This is a genomic window from Paenibacillus sp. JZ16, assembly GCF_015326965.1.
GTDB lineage: Bacteria > Bacillota > Bacilli > Paenibacillales > Paenibacillaceae > Paenibacillus_AQ.
This window is the reverse complement of the sequence record NZ_CP017659.1, coordinates 4,986,165-5,001,447: the sequence shown is the minus strand read 5'-3', so window position 1 is coordinate 5,001,447 and position 15,283 is coordinate 4,986,165. Positions and strand designations below refer to the sequence as shown.

Below are 15,283 nucleotides of genomic sequence, written 5' to 3'. Positions count from 1 at the left end.
TTCTGCGCATGGCACGAATATACCTGCTCTTGCTGGAGGGAGGGAAAGAGGTCTCACTATAAAGTTCATGCAAGGCCATTTTGCAACCATAAGTTTAGATGATCTTCCGAAAGGGTCTGTGCCATGGAATCCCTCAAATCCCCATTCCCCCGCTTTACATTAACGACTAAGAAGCCTGGCGTATCCGCCAGGCTCCTTGTTTTCATTCCTTATTGAAGAACGATTTTGATCGCATTGCCGATCGGCGGCAGGCTCTTGGTGAGCACCGGGCTGTAATAACCGATAATCTCTGCATTATCAGCCAAATCGCTTGCTTTCAATGTTTTTCCGTCTTTATTCACGACAACCGTCTCAGGCGTCAAATTCAGGACGACTTCATTCGGCGATTGTTCCGTTAATCCCTTACCCTTAATCGTTACGCGCAGGCTGCCGCCATCCGCATTGATGTCTGCGATGGCACCGGCTGTAGCGAGCTGCTCCGTCTCTTCCTTGTCCGACTTCACGCTGATTTCATAAGCATAGGTCTGCGGAGGCAGGCTCATAGTCATCGCCAGGCTGTGAACGGCTTCAATCTCCATCCCCTTCGCAAGATCCTTAAACTCGATGTCCTTGCCTTCTTCACCGCGGATAACGGTGTTCTCATCCACGTTCAGAAGGATTCCTTCCGTTCCCGTTCCGTTTATGTGAACGGCTTGGCGATCTTCGTTATTGATAATTTCGGTGATTTTGCCAGTGACGGTTTCCTTCTTCACTTCTTCCTCGGACGAGATGCTCACTTTCGTGCCATCGGCCGAGACGTTAACATGGAGCACTTCGCTGAAGAAGTTAGCCGGAACATAAAGCGTACCCTTCACATTCACCGGCGCAGCGCCGAGGGACTTATACATTTTGTTAACCGCATACTGGTCTTTGCCCGTTTGCACGAGAGTCCAGATCGGGGATCCCGGTTTAGTCAGCTCCGCAGAGCGGTCCTGTTGATTCCAGCTCAGTTCAAGTCCGAGCGCCTCGGATACACTCCGCAGCGGAATCATGACCTGCTTCGCATCGGCGTTCATATAACCGGTGCCCGCCACTTCCTTACCGTTAACCAGAACGCCATAATCCATTACAGCCGAAATTACGACCGGTTTCTGTTCCTGGCTGCCTCCAGTTTGGGGTGCCGCATAAGCCGCTGCTCCACCGGAGACAGCGATGGCCGCAACCATCAGTGTCGCTGCTTGCTTCTTCCATTGTTTGTTCATGCTCATCATCCTTTCTAGGTGCCTTAACTTATCATGTACTACTATACTGACGGGCGTATTTGCCAAATGTTGCAATGAAATGATAAGTGAATGTGGAAGATAGCACGCAAAAAGGCCGTTCCGGGTTAGACTTATCAAGTCTTCCGAAACGGCCTCTATTATCTGACTTAGCGATGAATAAACAGCGGGTCAACAAAGCTTCTGCAGTATTCCTCCGCTATCTGCTCCGCGCTGTATCCCACATCACGCATGTATAGAATGATATCCGCGCGCGGCAGAGATGCGAGCATCACAGAGGTAAACTGAGGGTCTAGCGGCATCAGTACTCCCTGCTCCGCCGCACGCTCCAGCAGGCGCTTGATCTGAAACCGCAAAAACGTGAAGGGCGGGTTCTCACACATAATGTTCTTGGTGTCCTCCAGCCGGTCAGAGGTCAGCATTACCCGTAGCCACTCCAAATCTTCATTGAAATGGAGAATGACCTTCGTCATCACCGTCCGCAGCCGATGAGCCACCGGTTCACCTTCGCTGCTCTGAAGGTAAACCTCCAGCCCCTCCATAAACCGATCGATCTTGGCTTCCATCAGCGTAAAGCAAATCTTGCTCTTGCTGGGGTAACGGCGGTACAAGGTGCCTTGCCCGATCCCGGCCGTTTTCGCCACTTGATGCATGGAGACGTCCTCGACTCCGTATTTATTAAATAAAGCCTGAGCCGTATCCAAAATCTTTTGACCCAACTCGTCATTCTCTTTCGGCAATGCACGCATCCCTTTCTAATTTGAACACACGGGAACCTTATGCAGCAGACTGTTCTTCTTCAACGGGTGAAGTTGTGCGTTTAACAAATAATCCCAGTACTAAAGCGATGATTGCAAGAACAAGTCCGATTACGAAAGCATTATGAAGACCGGCAACCATGCTCTCTACCGGATTGAGATCCCCGGTTGTTTCAACGTAATTTTTAGCACCTGCTGTCATGATGCTGATAAAGAGCGCCATACCTACGGCTCCTGCTACCTGCTGCAGTGTATTCATGATGGCTGTTCCATGCGGATACAGCAAGCGCGGCAGCTGATTCAAAGCTGTAGTCTGGGCCGGCATCATAACCATCGAAATCCCTATCATCATCATAACATGAAGGAAGATAACATAACCACCGGTCCATGAAGCGTCGATGCGCGAGAACAGGAAAATAGCGATACTCAAGAGAGCAAGACCTGGGATAATCAGAACCCTCGGTCCGAACTTATCGAACAGCTTCCCTGTAATCGGAGCCATCAATCCGTTGATGATACCACCAGGCATCATAACCAGGCCTGCCGCAAGCGCAGTTAAGCCCAGTGCGTTCTGCAGGAACAATGGCAGCATGATCATGGTGGAGAACATGCTCATCATTAGCACCAGCATCAGAACGGTCACGAGTGAGAACATCGGGAATTTGAAGGTACGCAGATCCAGCATCGGTTCCTTCATCTTCAGTTGGCGCCATACAAAGAACAGCAAGCTGATGGCCCCTGCCGCAATGCACCAAATCACCTTCGGATCAGACCAGGTGCCTTCTCCGGCGCTGCTGAATCCATATACGATACCCCGAAACCGATGGTAGACAGAATAATCGAAATATAATCGACCTTCGGCTTGGTCAGTACGGATACGTTCTTCAGGAAAACCGCAGCAAATATGATGGAGAACGCAGCCAATGGAATGACCAGATAGAACAACCAGCGCCAGTTCAGCGCGTCCACGATCAAGCCCGAAAGCGTCGGTCCGATCGCCGGGGCCGTCATGATGACAAGACCGATCATGCCCATAGCAGCTCCGCGATTCTGAGGCGGATAAATACTAAGTATGGTGTTCATCAGAACAGGCAGCATGAGCCCCGTTCCGACCGCTTGCAGGATACGCCCTACCAGCAGCACCCCGAATACCGGTGAGAAGCCGCAGATAATCGTACCTATAAGAAATAGCGTCATGGCGCCTATAAACATCTGTCTTGTCGTGAACCACAGCTGCAGCAGCGCCGTGACCGGCACCAGAATACCGACAACCAGCATATAGGATGTTGAAAGCCACTGAACCGTCGACTCTCCAATACCAAACTGCTCCATCAAGCTTGGGAAAGCGATGTTCAGCAGTGTCTCATTCAAGATGGAAACGAACGCGCCGATAATCAGTGCGGCAACAATCGGCCCTCTCTTTATTTTACTTAAATCAATCTTGGCCGAACTTGGCCCCACTCCCATATCCAAGACCTTATCCTCCCTTATCTCTGTATACGGACAATTGTCCGGTAACGCGTTTTTTATTCTAACGGACAATTGTCCGCAGGTCAACTGAAAATTTTCATTAAATTTTCAAATTCGGCAATCCGAATAAAGCCCGCCGCATTATCCGCTAGTATAAGCAGCAGAACACGCAGGATATCAGATATTTAAACCCATTAATTAACACAGGACCTGCCCCCGCTCCAAGACCAGGACAGATCCTTTGATACATACACCTGCCTACTCCAGGGACCGTCAACGGGCGTTTCCCCTAACCTTATAAATGCAAGCGGCGCCTTGTACATATCACCCAGCTTGCGCATCAGTTTTTCTGGAGCCGTTAGGCGTTCAGCGCAATCTTCTCCTTGTATACTCTGGCCCAGCCCTCCAGATTGTTCGTAACGATCAAGAGCTCAGGGTATTGGGCAAGAGATGCCAGTACAGCCTCATCGTCCGGCGTCCAGACAATGAGCTGGATGCCCCGCTTGCGCGCCTCCTCCATAAAGGAAGGAGTCACGTACACATATTTGACGGACACATAACGAGCCCCGATCTTCTCCAGATAAGGGAACACCGATGGCGTAGCTCCATAAATCACAAGGCCCAGCTCAATGTCAGGATCCAGGGAGCGTGCCCGTTCAATGGAATAATGATCGAAGGAGGTGAGAAACACCTGCTTCTCCATGCCCGTATCCTTAATTACGTCAATGACCTTCTGTTCCAGGCCGGGGTAGGTATCCCCCATCTGCTTCAGCTCAATGTCAACGATCATCCGATCCTTGGCAAAACGCAGTGCTTCCTCCAGCGTGGGAATCACTTCTCCTGAACCTGCATCCAGCTTGCGTATTTCCTCCAGCGTGAAGGCATTGATTGCCCCTGTTCCGTTGGTCGTCCGGTTTACCGTCGCATCATGAATCACAACGGGCACGCCGTCCTTCGTCAGCTGAACATCCAGCTCCAAGTGCGAGAAGCCAAGCTCCAATGCTTTCTGAAAGCCCAGCATCGTGTTCTCCGGGTATTTCAGCGGATACCCTCTATGAGCCAATCCACGTACTTCCATGTGCAATTCCTCCATATCTAGTCGATTGATGGCCTCGATCACGCCAGTATCTTACGGTAACGGACTGACTTACGTAATCGGGGTGGTATTTAAAGCTCTATAGGACTGTTCGCCATGAACTTTCCGATCCCTGCTGTCTGCAGCAGATCATAACCTTCGGGAGAATACAGAGAGACGGCATAGCGGTGTATCCTTGCCCACCGTTTCCATGCCGTCTTGAATACCGCTTCATTCGGTTATGTGGTTATTTAAACGTTGAATTCGCCATCGCGGCCACAATATGTTTCTGCATGACCGTAAAGACCAGTACGATCGGGATAATCGCCATGACGCTGGACGCCATAATGACATTGAAGAACATCGCTTCATTTCCGGCAATGGAATCCCGCAGCATCGCAATACCTACCGTAAGCACACGCATGTCGTTGTTGTTGGTCATGATCAGCGGCCAAAAATATGAATTCCAGGACGAAATGAAGATCAGCACGCCCATGGTGACGATCGTCGGCATCGCCATCGGGAACAACAGCCTGTACAGAATGGAGAACCGACCGGCTCCATCCACGCGTGCCGCTTCCAGCACGTCGTTGTTAATCGATTTGAACGCCTGCCTGAGCAGGAATATCGCATAGGCGGACGCCCCGTGAGGTACGATAAGCGCCCAGAAGGTGTTCAGCCAATCGAGTTTGGACATCATGACGTACACGGGAACGAAAATCACCTGCTCCGGAACGATCAACGCGGCAAGCACCAACAGAAACAGCGCGTCCCGTCCCCAGAACTTCCCCTTCGCGAATGCATAAGCGGCCATGAGCGCCACGTTCAGCTGCAGAATAATGGTGCCGACCGCCATGAGCAAGGTATTGCCGAAGAACCGGGCGTAAGGGATAACCCGGAAGGCTTCGGCAAAGTTCTGCCAGGCAAAGTTTTCCGGCCAGAATGTAGGAACGGCCATTCGCATCTCGGACTGCGTCTTGAGCGCGCTGATCAGCAGCCAGTACACCGGAAAGAACATGACGAGGGTCACGATCACGGCTCCGATCACGCGGAGCGTCATCATGGCCTTCCGGTTCTTGGCGGATCCAGCCATATAATTATCCTTCATAGTGCACCTTCTTCCTGCTGACCACCCATTGTACCAATGTTAACAGCAATATGATTACAAACAGAATCATGACAAGCGCCGAGGCTCTTCCTGTTTTGAATTCATCAAAGGCCATCGTATAGATCCAGTACACAATCGCATTCGTTGCCTTGAGCGGACCGCCGCCCGTCATGACGTCGATCGACTGGAACACCTGCATAGAGGAGATAAAGCTGGTGATGACCAAAAACAGGGTCATAGGCGACAAGAGCGGCAGCGTAATGTTGCGGAACTGCCGGAACTTGCTGGCTCCATCAATCGAAGCTGCCTCATAATACTCGGCCGGAATCCCGCGCATACCTGCAATAAAGAGGATCATCGCAAAGCCGACGCCCTTCCATACGGAAACGGCAACCAGCGCCGGCAGTGCCGTCGAAGGGTTGGTCAGCCATTCGACCGGCTCCATGCCGAACCAGGAAACAATGGAATTCAATAGCCCGTATTGTCCATTGTAAATCCATGTAAATACCATGGCCGCGACAACCATCGAGATGTAATAGGGCATAAAAATGACGCCGCGCATGAATCCGAACAACCGTGACGACGACACGTTGAGCAGCAACGCCAGCAGCAGTCCGATGACAAGCGTAAATACAACGTCCATCACGGTATACAAGAACGTGACCTTCAAGGAGTGATAGAAATCCGAGTTCGACAGCAAGCGCGTATAGTTATCGACGCCCACGAATTTCTTCACGGGACGGGTCATGTTCCAGTTCGTAAAACTAATGTACACGGAATAGCCCAGGGGATAATACAAAAACACGCCCATGAATAACAACGCCGGAACCGCGAACGAAAAGTCCTTCCACTTCTCGATCAACGTATGAGACATCCGTTTAGAGACCGAAGCGGTCGCCCGATTGGACGCCGCCTTTGTCACTTGTTTATTGGTCTCCATAGGCATCACTCATAGTCAGCCAGAATATCGTTGATCTTTTTGGCTGCATCCTGCATAAGTGGTGTCGGATCTTTTTTGTTCAGCACCATTTCCCCTACGACTTCCTTATAAACTTCGCTGAATTCAGGGTAAGCCGGGTGCTGCAGACGCGGCGTTACTTCATCAAAATGCTCGTATACCGCTCTGTATTGCGGCCATCTTTCGAAATATTGATTGCCTTCCTCAGACTCGATTGCGGATTTTCTTGTCGGCAGGTATCCAACGGATTCAGCCCACTTAATGTTTTGCTCCGCCGAAGTCATGAACTCGATAAATTTCCAAGCCGCTTCTTTCTCCAGATCCTCGGCACCGTCCATCATGACGATCCCCGCGCCGCCAATGTTGGAGGTCCGAACTTTATCGCCAGGGATAAAGGATACGCCAACCTCAAAGTCCGCATTCTCGCGGTACATCTTGAGCAAAGCCGATGAATGCTGAACCATGGCGATCTCGCCGCCCAGGAACATTTGGCGCATATTATCGGAAGCACCCTTCCCGAAGCCCATATGCATGTGGCCTTCATTTTGCCATTTGTAGAAATTCTGAAGATAACGAAGCGACTCTTCATTCTCAACGGCCGATGCACTCAGGTCCTCGGTCAGGATTTGTCCGCCGCCGTTAATGTTCCACGGATCGTAATACCACGTATCCCAGCCAGGAACGGAGAAGGCATAACGCGTCGTTTTGTCGCCTTCTTTTTTCGTTACCTTCGCATTAAAGTCATCGATCTCATCCCACTTTTGCGGCGGCTCTACACCCAGCTCGTCCAGCATCGTTTTGTTGTATACAAACACACTGGTACTAACGATCAGAGGGAACCCATATTGCTTGCCGTTGAATGCATATGCATTCAGCATTCCTTTGGCGAAATCGTCCATCTTCACTTCATCGCGCTTAATCCATGGGCCCAAATCAGAGAACACACCGCTGTCCGCAAAGTTAGGCAGGGACGCAACTTCAACATTCGTTACAGCCGGCACGTCATTCGCAGCCACTGCAGCCGATAATTTTTTGTGAAGATCAGGATAGCCGCCCTGGAACACCGGCTCTACCGTAATATGCGGGTACTTCTTCTGGAATTCTGCGATCATGTAGTTCAAGCCTTCCAGTTGAGCATCCGCGTGGGCATGCCAGTACTGGATTTTGACAGGTGTTGTATCATTCTTCATATCCATCGAAGCGGCTTCCACATCGTCGAGCGAAACCTCTCCTCCGGCGCTTTCACTTCCACCGCCGCCTCCGCAAGCTGTGGTAATAACCATAAATATGGTCAGTAACATTAACAACCATGATTTCTTTTTCATAGATGATCAATTGTCCCCTTTCGAATCTACTCATCATTCATCTTCATCACTGCTGTCCATCCACTTCAACAAAATGGCCGGTTCAACGGCACGCGGATCCTAAAGGAATGAGGGAAATCTCCCATCCACTCAACCCGTCTACCCCTTAAAAAGCGCACAAAAATAGAGACGTCAAAAAGAGCGCAACCTAAGAGCCACCACCTCCTATAAAAGCTAAAGTAGCTGCTACTCGGGTTATCTCATCGTCTCCACCCCTAGCAAATATGTAATTATAGTTAATCCATCACCGTACAGGGAACCTTACGTCCAAAAACGCGTATCTCCTGTAGATACGAGGTCTGCACCGTTTGCCAGCGCCTCATCGATTTCTTCCTCGCTTCGTAAAAAACCTCCCACAATAAGCGGACAGTGAATTTCCTTCTTCAGGTCGCGGATTACGCGGGGCATGAGTCCCGGCATTAGTTCCACCTCATCCGGACGGGCTTGTCCGATCATTTTCACTGCGGTTCTTAAAGCTGTCGTATCAATGGCAAACACTCGCTGTATTGAGCTAATGCCCGCTTGGCGCGAAGCCAATACCGTATTCGTCTTCGTCGTAATGATCCCGTCGATCTTGTACGAATCGGCCAAATACTGCACCGCCGAATTATCCCGGCCAATGCCGCTTACCATCTCCAGATGAACAAACACTTTTTTGCCTGAGGAGTGAAGTCGATTCACGATATCCCTGAGTTTCAAAATATCGCCTGTCATCAGGTTCACCCGTTCCACCGTGCTGTTCACAGCCGCATCGATCTGTTCCAGCTTGGTAATCGAAGCGATTACGGGAAGACGCCGTGTCCTTTGTTCTGCCATAAGTGCGTGTCCCCCTTTTACCGAACACTCTTATGGTAAGGCGTTAGGATCATGAGAGTATTAACGATATGTAAAATCTGTGTTAACGGCACTCATCAAGGCTTCGACACATCATGTATGCGCTTACCATTCAATTAACGGATTCTGCTATGTCCCCTGGTTTGGTGGATTCCCCCTAGACTTAGGATCATTCGGTTCAGCGAAGATCAGGATAGCGCTTTCAGAATAGCTTGCCAAGCTATTTAATATCTATCATAGAGGAATGATTTAGCCGTAGTCTATAGCGAAATTTGTATTATTTTGTCGAATTTAAAAGAATATCAATTCAATGTAACAAATATCATGGCGCGAACGACGAATTTATGATGCTGCAAGATATAAAGGACCCGAATCCGGAAGGGAAATTCGAGTCCATGTAAACTTAAATCTATGGTTAATATCTGCACAATTCGCTTCGAAGGGTTTCCGAACCGGCAACAACCGCTGTATGTTGAGCGGCTTTACGTCCCGATCGTTGCGCGGCCCTGCCTTGATCTCCTCTTCCTGGCGAAAACTATTCGAATAACGGAACCTTCGGATCCTTCCCGTTACAGTGAACCAGCATCGCATGCAGTTGTCCTCGATGGTGATACAGATGGGCGACGATTTCAAGCAGCCATTCATACCTTGAATAGGTGACGCCCCAGTAGGAAGTCTTCTCTTGATGGAGCTCTTCTTCCGTCATGTCTCTGAATGCCTGCTCCAAATGTGAATAGCTGCTTAACAATTCGGCCTGTATATCCTTCAGGTTATTTAACGACACGCCCTCATAATAAGCATCCATCTCCTCTTGCGTGGCCCCGCCCGATATGTAAAAATCAGCCCGGCAGATCACTGCAATATGCTTGAGCAGCTCTCCAACGGAATGCTTGTCTTCTGTCGGTTGAACGAGCAAATCCGATTCATCCAGCCTGTCGATAATCGCAACAACAGAGATGACAGCCACCTCGATTTGATGCAATGCATATGTACAATAGGAATTCATAGGTTCTCCCCAATCTGGTATGTATAAAACACTTATAGGTTCAAACTCGCTTCATCATTATAGAACATACGTTCCTGATATTTCAACAAAAAACAACCTGATCTTAAAAGCTAAGAGACAGGTTGCTCCTCCATACATCGTATGACCGATCGGCCAACGAGTTGAAATCCGGTTGCATTCTCAAGAACTAACGCCGCAATCAGCTTTTTCTCCAGACTTAAGTGAAGCATTTTCTGCATTAGTTTCTTCATGAGGGTGTCTCTCTCTTCTCGTTGTTCATTATGATCGTCCTTTATCGCGCCGTACCGCTGATCCGGAATTGTCTCGGCGTCATCCCCGTAAAATTCTTGAATAATTGCGTATAATAACTCTGGCTGCAAAACTTGAACGTAAACGCAATTTCCGATATCGACTGATTCGTATTGGCCAGCAAATGCTTGGATTCCTCGATCTTCCGCCGATTAATAAAGGTTGTCAAGGGTTCGCCCGTCTCCCGCTTAAAGCGATCGGACAGATAACTCGGATGGACTTTCAAATACTCCGCAACCCTCTGCAGGGACAACTCCTCGAAAATATGCTCCCGGATGTAATAGATCGCCAGATTCACAATGTGAGAGAACGACACGTCTTCCTTCTCGGAGCGAATCATCGACACAAACTGCACCAGCATCTCATATTCAAAATGAACCAGCCGCTCCACATCGGTCATTTTCTCAATCTCAAGGATCATCGTATCACTTAAATGAAAGGCAATCTCAGGATCTACGCCGCCTTTGATGATCGCCCGGGTAAATAAGGTACAGGACGCAATCAGGGCATTCTTCTTCGACCGAAGCGGATACGTCGCAAGCACAGCCGCTTCCAGCTCGTTAATCTTACGAAGCATATCCATGGCTCTATTCTCATCGCCGAAGCGGATCGCTTCCAGCAGTTCGTGCTCATAATCAAACGGGGGATGGATAAAATTCTCGCGCAAATAATGCATACGGGAGGACAGATAAAACGGACGGTTTCCCGAGCGTGAAGGCCCTTTCATTATTTCTACACCACCTAAAAATATTGATAAAAACCTTGATACTTTAGTATAACATAACCCCGATTGGCTCTAAAATTCAAGCATAAACCATGCTAGGAAGGAAGTGTAGAACATGACCTGGAATATATCAAATCCTGATTTGTCGCAGCAAGCCCTGCTGAATATGGAAAGTATTTTTGCACTTGGAAACGGTTACTTGGGTGTACGCGGCAATTTCGAAGAAGGCTACGGAGAGAGCATGTCCACCATCCGCGGTACCTACCTGAACGCTTTCCACGACGTGATTGAAATTCCTTACGGCGAGAAGCTCTTCGCCTTTCCTGATACACAGCAAAAACTCGTTAACAATATTGATGCCCAGACGGTCCTGATCTATCTAGGCGACGAAAAAGAACCTTTTTGCCTCGATCATGGAACGATCACTGCCCATGAACGCCGCTTGCATATGGACAAGGGGTATTCCGAACGCATCGTGCAGTGGATATCGCCCGAAGGCAAAGAGATCAAGCTGACCTTCCGACGTCTGGTGTCCTTCGCGCACCGGGAGCTGTTCGCCATCGACGTACGGATCGAACCGATTAATTTCAACGGCCAGGTTCGCATCGTTTCCACCGTCAACGGCAAAGTGAAGAACTATACCAATGCCAACGATCCCCGGGTAGGCGCAGGGCATGCGGAACGGATGACCGTCATCGATACAGGCGTCAAAGGCAGCGATGCCTATGTCGTTGACGAGACGATGGCGTCCAAACTGCGTGCAGCTTGCGTGACCCGTCACCGCTTGGATGCCGATGCGGACATTCGGCTCGAATCCGGAACCGGAGAAGTTACCTTCACGGCTGTCCTTCCATTGACCGGACCGATCCAGTTGACGAAATACAATCTGTATACCGACAGTCTTCGTCACGGGCAAGACATGATCGAGCGCGGCATTCACCTGCAGGAGGAGTTGAAGGATACTACGTTCGAGGACTTGCTTGCCGAACAGGCCGAGTATCTGAACGACTACTGGAAATCAGCCGACGTCGTGATTCAGAACGATGACCAGCTCCAGGAAGGCATCCGCTTCAATCTATTCCAGCTGCTGCAATCCGCCGGTCGGGACAAGCACAGCAACATTTCCGCCAAAGGACTGAGCGGTGAAGGGTATGAAGGCCACTATTTCTGGGACACGGAGATTTACATGTTCCCGGTATTCCTGATGACGCAGCCGGACATTGCGCGCCAGCTGCTGCTGTATCGCTATTCCACGCTGGAGCAGGCGAGAGGCAGAGCGCGGGAAATGGGACACCGGCAAGGCGCACTGTTCCCGTGGCGCACGATCTCGGGAACGGAATGCTCCTCCTTCTTCCCATCGGGAACGGCGCAATACCATATCAGCGCAGACATCGCATACAGCTATATTCAATATTACCTCGCCGAACAGGACCGGGATTTTCTCTTGTCCTACGGGGCCGAGGTGCTGATCGAAACCGCCCGCCTCTGGGCCGACATTGGTCACTATTATAACGGCGCTTTCCATATCGATGAGGTGACTGGGCCGGATGAATATACATGCTGCGTGAATAACAACTATTACACGAACGTCATGGCAAAGCATAACCTGAAATGGGCCGCCAAGAGCTGCGCCATTCTGGATTCCTATGATGCCCAAGGCTTCAAAGCCCTGTGTGAGCGGCTCGGCGTAACCGCGGATGAAATTTCGGCTTGGGCGAAAGCGGCGGATGCCATGCTCCTCCCATATGATGAAGCACTCGGCATTAACCCGCAGGACGATACGTTCCTCCGCAAAGCGGTATGGGATTTCGATAACACGCCGGAGGACAAATATCCGCTGCTGCTCAACTATCACCCGCTCACCATTTACCGTTATCAGGTGTGCAAGCAAGCGGATACGGTACTCGCCCACTTCCTGCTGGAAGACGAGCAAAGCTTGGAAACGATCCAGCGTTCGTATGATTACTACGAAGGCATCACGACGCATGATTCGTCGCTGTCTTCCTGCATCTTCAGCATCATGGCTTCGAAGATTGGGAATATGAACAAAGCGTATGAGTATTTCATCGAGACGGCTCGCCTGGACCTGGACAATACGCACGGCAACACGAAGGACGGCCTGCACATGGCCAACATGGGCGGCACTTGGATGTCCATCGTCTACGGCTTTGCCGGCATGCGCCTGAAGGAAAGCGGACTATCCCTCTCCCCGGCCATTCCGAAGGACTGGGAGAAGTATGCGTTCCGCCTGAACTTCCGCGACCGCCTCATCGGCGTATCCATCGAGAAGGAAGGCGTCACCTTGGAGATCGTCGAAGGCGAATCCATCGAGATCAAGCTGTACGACGAGGCCGTTATGCTTGAAGCCGGGAAACCTGTGAAACATTCATTGCAGAGCATATAACAATAGGCCATGAGGCGATTGCCCTCCCCATGCGCAGGGCATCAATCCCGGCTTACGAGGAAGACGATCGATCGACAAAATTCCCGACAAAATTTCCTATGAAAACAGACTGCGACTAACCGTCATTTTTCTTGCGATACCCAGAATGTCCCTGTTTCGGGTTTGTACTCTTCGATATCTCAAAAAGGAGTTATAAGATAATGAACGAAACACGAAAGCTGAAGGCTGTCATCTTTGACTTGGACGGTGTCATTACCGATACCGCGGAGTACCATTATCAGGCATGGAAAGCCACGGCAACCGAGCTGGGCATTCCCTTCACGAGAGAGTTCAACGAGAATCTCAAAGGCGTATCCCGCATGGATTCCCTGAAGCTCCTGTTAAGTCAGGCGGAGACGCCTGTAAGCTATTCCGATGAAGAGCTGGTACAGCTGACCGACCGCAAAAACAAGCTGTACGTCGAGCTGATCGAGACGATCACGCCAGCCGACCTGCTGCCCGGCATTACGGAGTTTGTGGGGGACATCCGGTCGGCCGGCCTGAAGACCGGCATCGCGTCCGCCAGCAAGAACGCCATTGCCGTTTTGACCCGGCTTGGCGTCATGGATCAATTCGACGTGATTGTCGACGTAACCAAGCTGAAGAACAACAAGCCGGACCCGGAGATCTTCCTCACCGCTGCTGCAGAGCTTGGCGTAGAGCCTGCCTACTGCATCGGCGTGGAGGATGCCGCATCCGGTGTTGACGCCATCAAGGGCGCTGGCATGTTCGCCGTCGCGATCGGCAACGCCGCGCATTTCCCGCATGCAGATGTCGTGCTGTCCAGCACGGCGGAGCTGAATTTCAGTGAGCTAGCTCAGAAATTCGAAGGTTGATAAAGAAATTGTAAGGGTGCTCCCTTAGGAGCGCCTTTTTCGTATGTCCTCCCATTTTTTGCAACCACCCGCGATCTTCGTTAGACTGTAGTTGGTAGTGAGTACAGTAATCTTCCGGTATGTAAGCATAAGCATCATATCGAGAATACGATAAAGGGGACTTTCCATGGAACAGGCTGTCTTGGATCAAGGGGCCGAACGATTCGGCCAAGGTTCTTATTCGCTGAAGTTACTTGGGGGATTCGATCAGAATGTATTTGAATACAACGGCGAAGACGGACGCCGCTTCATTATTAAATTTTTGAACGCATCCAAATACCGCAAAGCCTCGATCATTCGCAAGCTTACGTGGATGGCCTATCTCGCCGAGCAGGGTCTGAACATGGCCGAGTCCATTCGATCTGCCCAGGACCTTCTTATTGAAGAGGTAACCCACGATTCCAAGCGTTACCATGTCATTGCCTTTACGAAGGCTCCCGGCAGCCCGTTAACGGATGTAACATCGGATTTTTCGATAATCAAGCAGTGGGGACGCGGGATGGGCCGTATGCATAAGCTCGGCAAAAAGGACGCCACCGCTTCCTCACTCGTGCACCGAATGGCGTTTCCACATTGGAATGAGCATGTGATTTTTACCGATGCGTTCCCGGAGGCTGCAGGTGAAAGAGTCCATACGCAGTGGAAACAGTATCTTAAGGAATTGGAGTCGCTTCCGCAGGATCAGGAAGGCTACGGCATCGTCCACAATGACCTCCACCATCACAACTTTCACGTACATAACGGGGAGATTATCTTTTTCGACTTTGGGGATGTCTCGTACCATTGGTTCGCCTACGATATCGCCATCGCCATCTATCATGCAGTCCAGACGGTTCCGGAAAACCGGAAAGCCGAGTTTGTGGCCCGATTCTTCGACTCGTTTTTATCCGGCTACCTTCAAGAGAATACGCTGAGTGAGGATTGGATCGAGCGAATTCCATATTTCATCGACTTCCGCAATATCTACTCCTTTGTCTATTTCTCCAAATTCGTAAATTGGAATGAGATGGATGAACGCACCCGGAAATATCTGTTGGCGATGAAAGCGGATATTGAGGAAGGCAAATCCGTTGTAAAGCTGTCTATATAATAAGAGAAGG

The 15,283-nt window shown here is 50.3% G+C and carries 13 protein-coding genes and 1 pseudogene; 3 read left to right on the top strand and 11 right to left on the bottom strand.

Translation table 11 applies throughout. The annotated features are described in order from the left end of the window. Nucleotides 1–209 precede the first annotated feature (209 nt). From BJP58_RS22515 to BJP58_RS22465, 11 genes and pseudogenes are all read right to left on the bottom strand, one after another. Nucleotides 210–1,241, bottom strand: a complete 1,032-nt coding sequence (locus BJP58_RS22515; protein WP_194540645.1) for a copper amine oxidase N-terminal domain-containing protein — start codon at nucleotides 1,239–1,241, stop codon at nucleotides 210–212. A 167-nt stretch (nucleotides 1,242–1,408) separates the two neighbouring features. Then, nucleotides 1,409–2,008: a TetR/AcrR family transcriptional regulator gene (locus tag BJP58_RS22510; protein WP_233354729.1), complete on the bottom strand. Its 600-nt coding sequence runs from the start codon at nucleotides 2,006–2,008 to the stop codon at nucleotides 1,409–1,411. 28 nt (nucleotides 2,009–2,036) lie between these two features. Beyond that, nucleotides 2,037–3,484, bottom strand: a pseudogene (locus tag BJP58_RS22505) (MDR family MFS transporter). A 361-nt stretch (nucleotides 3,485–3,845) separates the two neighbouring features. Beyond that, nucleotides 3,846–4,565: a glycerophosphodiester phosphodiesterase gene (locus tag BJP58_RS22500; RefSeq protein ID WP_194540643.1), complete on the bottom strand. Its 720-nt coding sequence runs from the start codon at nucleotides 4,563–4,565 to the stop codon at nucleotides 3,846–3,848. A 244-nt stretch (nucleotides 4,566–4,809) separates the two neighbouring features. Then, nucleotides 4,810–5,670 carry a carbohydrate ABC transporter permease gene (locus BJP58_RS22495; RefSeq protein ID WP_194540642.1) on the bottom strand — a complete coding sequence of 287 codons (861 nt, stop codon included), beginning with the start codon at nucleotides 5,668–5,670 and terminating at the stop codon, nucleotides 4,810–4,812. Continuing rightward, complete coding sequence (locus BJP58_RS22490) at nucleotides 5,660–6,616, bottom strand: carbohydrate ABC transporter permease (protein WP_374198218.1); 957 nt, start codon at nucleotides 6,614–6,616, stop codon at nucleotides 5,660–5,662. Before BJP58_RS22490 ends, BJP58_RS22495 begins: the two co-directional genes overlap by 11 nt. Further along, nucleotides 6,616–7,953, bottom strand: a complete 1,338-nt coding sequence (locus BJP58_RS22485) for an ABC transporter substrate-binding protein (RefSeq protein ID WP_194540640.1) — start codon at nucleotides 7,951–7,953, stop codon at nucleotides 6,616–6,618. Before BJP58_RS22485 ends, BJP58_RS22490 begins: the two co-directional genes overlap by 1 nt. A 300-nt stretch (nucleotides 7,954–8,253) precedes the next feature. Continuing rightward, nucleotides 8,254–8,808 carry a glycerol-3-phosphate responsive antiterminator gene (locus BJP58_RS22480; protein WP_194540639.1) on the bottom strand — a complete coding sequence of 185 codons (555 nt, stop codon included), beginning with the start codon at nucleotides 8,806–8,808 and terminating at the stop codon, nucleotides 8,254–8,256. Nucleotides 8,809–9,361: 553 nt separating this feature from the next. After that, nucleotides 9,362–9,832 (bottom strand): DinB family protein, encoded by a 471-nt coding sequence (locus tag BJP58_RS22475; RefSeq protein ID WP_194540638.1) that lies wholly within the window; start codon nucleotides 9,830–9,832, stop codon nucleotides 9,362–9,364. A 110-nt stretch (nucleotides 9,833–9,942) separates the two neighbouring features. After that, the gene (locus BJP58_RS22470; RefSeq protein WP_194540637.1) at nucleotides 9,943–10,083 is read right to left on the bottom strand and encodes a hypothetical protein; all 141 of its coding nucleotides are present in this window, start codon (nucleotides 10,081–10,083) and stop codon (nucleotides 9,943–9,945) included. A 41-nt stretch (nucleotides 10,084–10,124) separates the two neighbouring features. Next, nucleotides 10,125–10,868: a helix-turn-helix domain-containing protein gene (locus BJP58_RS22465; RefSeq protein WP_194540636.1), complete on the bottom strand. Its 744-nt coding sequence runs from the start codon at nucleotides 10,866–10,868 to the stop codon at nucleotides 10,125–10,127. Between the two features lie 112 nt (nucleotides 10,869–10,980). Here BJP58_RS22465 and BJP58_RS22460 point away from each other — a divergent pair, with 112 nt between their 5' ends. From BJP58_RS22460 to BJP58_RS22450, 3 genes are all read left to right on the top strand, one after another. Then, nucleotides 10,981–13,269: a glycoside hydrolase family 65 protein gene (locus BJP58_RS22460; protein ID WP_194540635.1), complete on the top strand. Its 2,289-nt coding sequence runs from the start codon at nucleotides 10,981–10,983 to the stop codon at nucleotides 13,267–13,269. A 200-nt stretch (nucleotides 13,270–13,469) separates the two neighbouring features. Beyond that, on the top strand, nucleotides 13,470–14,144 hold the full coding sequence (gene pgmB, locus BJP58_RS22455) for a beta-phosphoglucomutase (protein ID WP_194540634.1): 675 nt from the start codon (nucleotides 13,470–13,472) through the stop codon (nucleotides 14,142–14,144). A 166-nt stretch (nucleotides 14,145–14,310) separates the two neighbouring features. Continuing rightward, nucleotides 14,311–15,273 (top strand): phosphotransferase enzyme family protein, encoded by a 963-nt coding sequence (locus tag BJP58_RS22450; RefSeq protein WP_194540633.1) that lies wholly within the window; start codon nucleotides 14,311–14,313, stop codon nucleotides 15,271–15,273. Nucleotides 15,274–15,283: the final 10 nt, after the last annotated feature.

Bases quoted from the DNA above. Each gene is read 5' to 3' on its own strand.
- BJP58_RS22515 (WP_194540645.1), bottom strand. From the start codon at position 1,241: ATGAACAAACAATGGAAGAAGCAAGCAGCGACACTGATGGTTGCGGCC.
- BJP58_RS22510 (WP_233354729.1), bottom strand. From the start codon at position 2,008: ATGCGTGCATTGCCGAAAGAGAATGACGAGTTGGGTCAAAAGATTTTG.
- BJP58_RS22500 (WP_194540643.1), bottom strand. From the start codon at position 4,565: ATGGAAGTACGTGGATTGGCTCATAGAGGGTATCCGCTGAAATACCCG.
- BJP58_RS22495 (WP_194540642.1), bottom strand. From the start codon at position 5,670: ATGAAGGATAATTATATGGCTGGATCCGCCAAGAACCGGAAGGCCATG.
- BJP58_RS22490 (WP_374198218.1), bottom strand. From the start codon at position 6,616: ATGCCTATGGAGACCAATAAACAAGTGACAAAGGCGGCGTCCAATCGG.
- BJP58_RS22485 (WP_194540640.1), bottom strand. From the start codon at position 7,953: ATGAAAAAGAAATCATGGTTGTTAATGTTACTGACCATATTTATGGTT.
- BJP58_RS22480 (WP_194540639.1), bottom strand. From the start codon at position 8,808: ATGGCAGAACAAAGGACACGGCGTCTTCCCGTAATCGCTTCGATTACC.
- BJP58_RS22475 (WP_194540638.1), bottom strand. From the start codon at position 9,832: ATGAATTCCTATTGTACATATGCATTGCATCAAATCGAGGTGGCTGTC.
- BJP58_RS22470 (WP_194540637.1), bottom strand. From the start codon at position 10,083: ATGAAGAAACTAATGCAGAAAATGCTTCACTTAAGTCTGGAGAAAAAG.
- BJP58_RS22465 (WP_194540636.1), bottom strand. From the start codon at position 10,868: ATGAAAGGGCCTTCACGCTCGGGAAACCGTCCGTTTTATCTGTCCTCC.
- BJP58_RS22460 (WP_194540635.1), top strand. From the start codon at position 10,981: ATGACCTGGAATATATCAAATCCTGATTTGTCGCAGCAAGCCCTGCTG.
- pgmB (WP_194540634.1), top strand. From the start codon at position 13,470: ATGAACGAAACACGAAAGCTGAAGGCTGTCATCTTTGACTTGGACGGT.
- BJP58_RS22450 (WP_194540633.1), top strand. From the start codon at position 14,311: ATGGAACAGGCTGTCTTGGATCAAGGGGCCGAACGATTCGGCCAAGGT.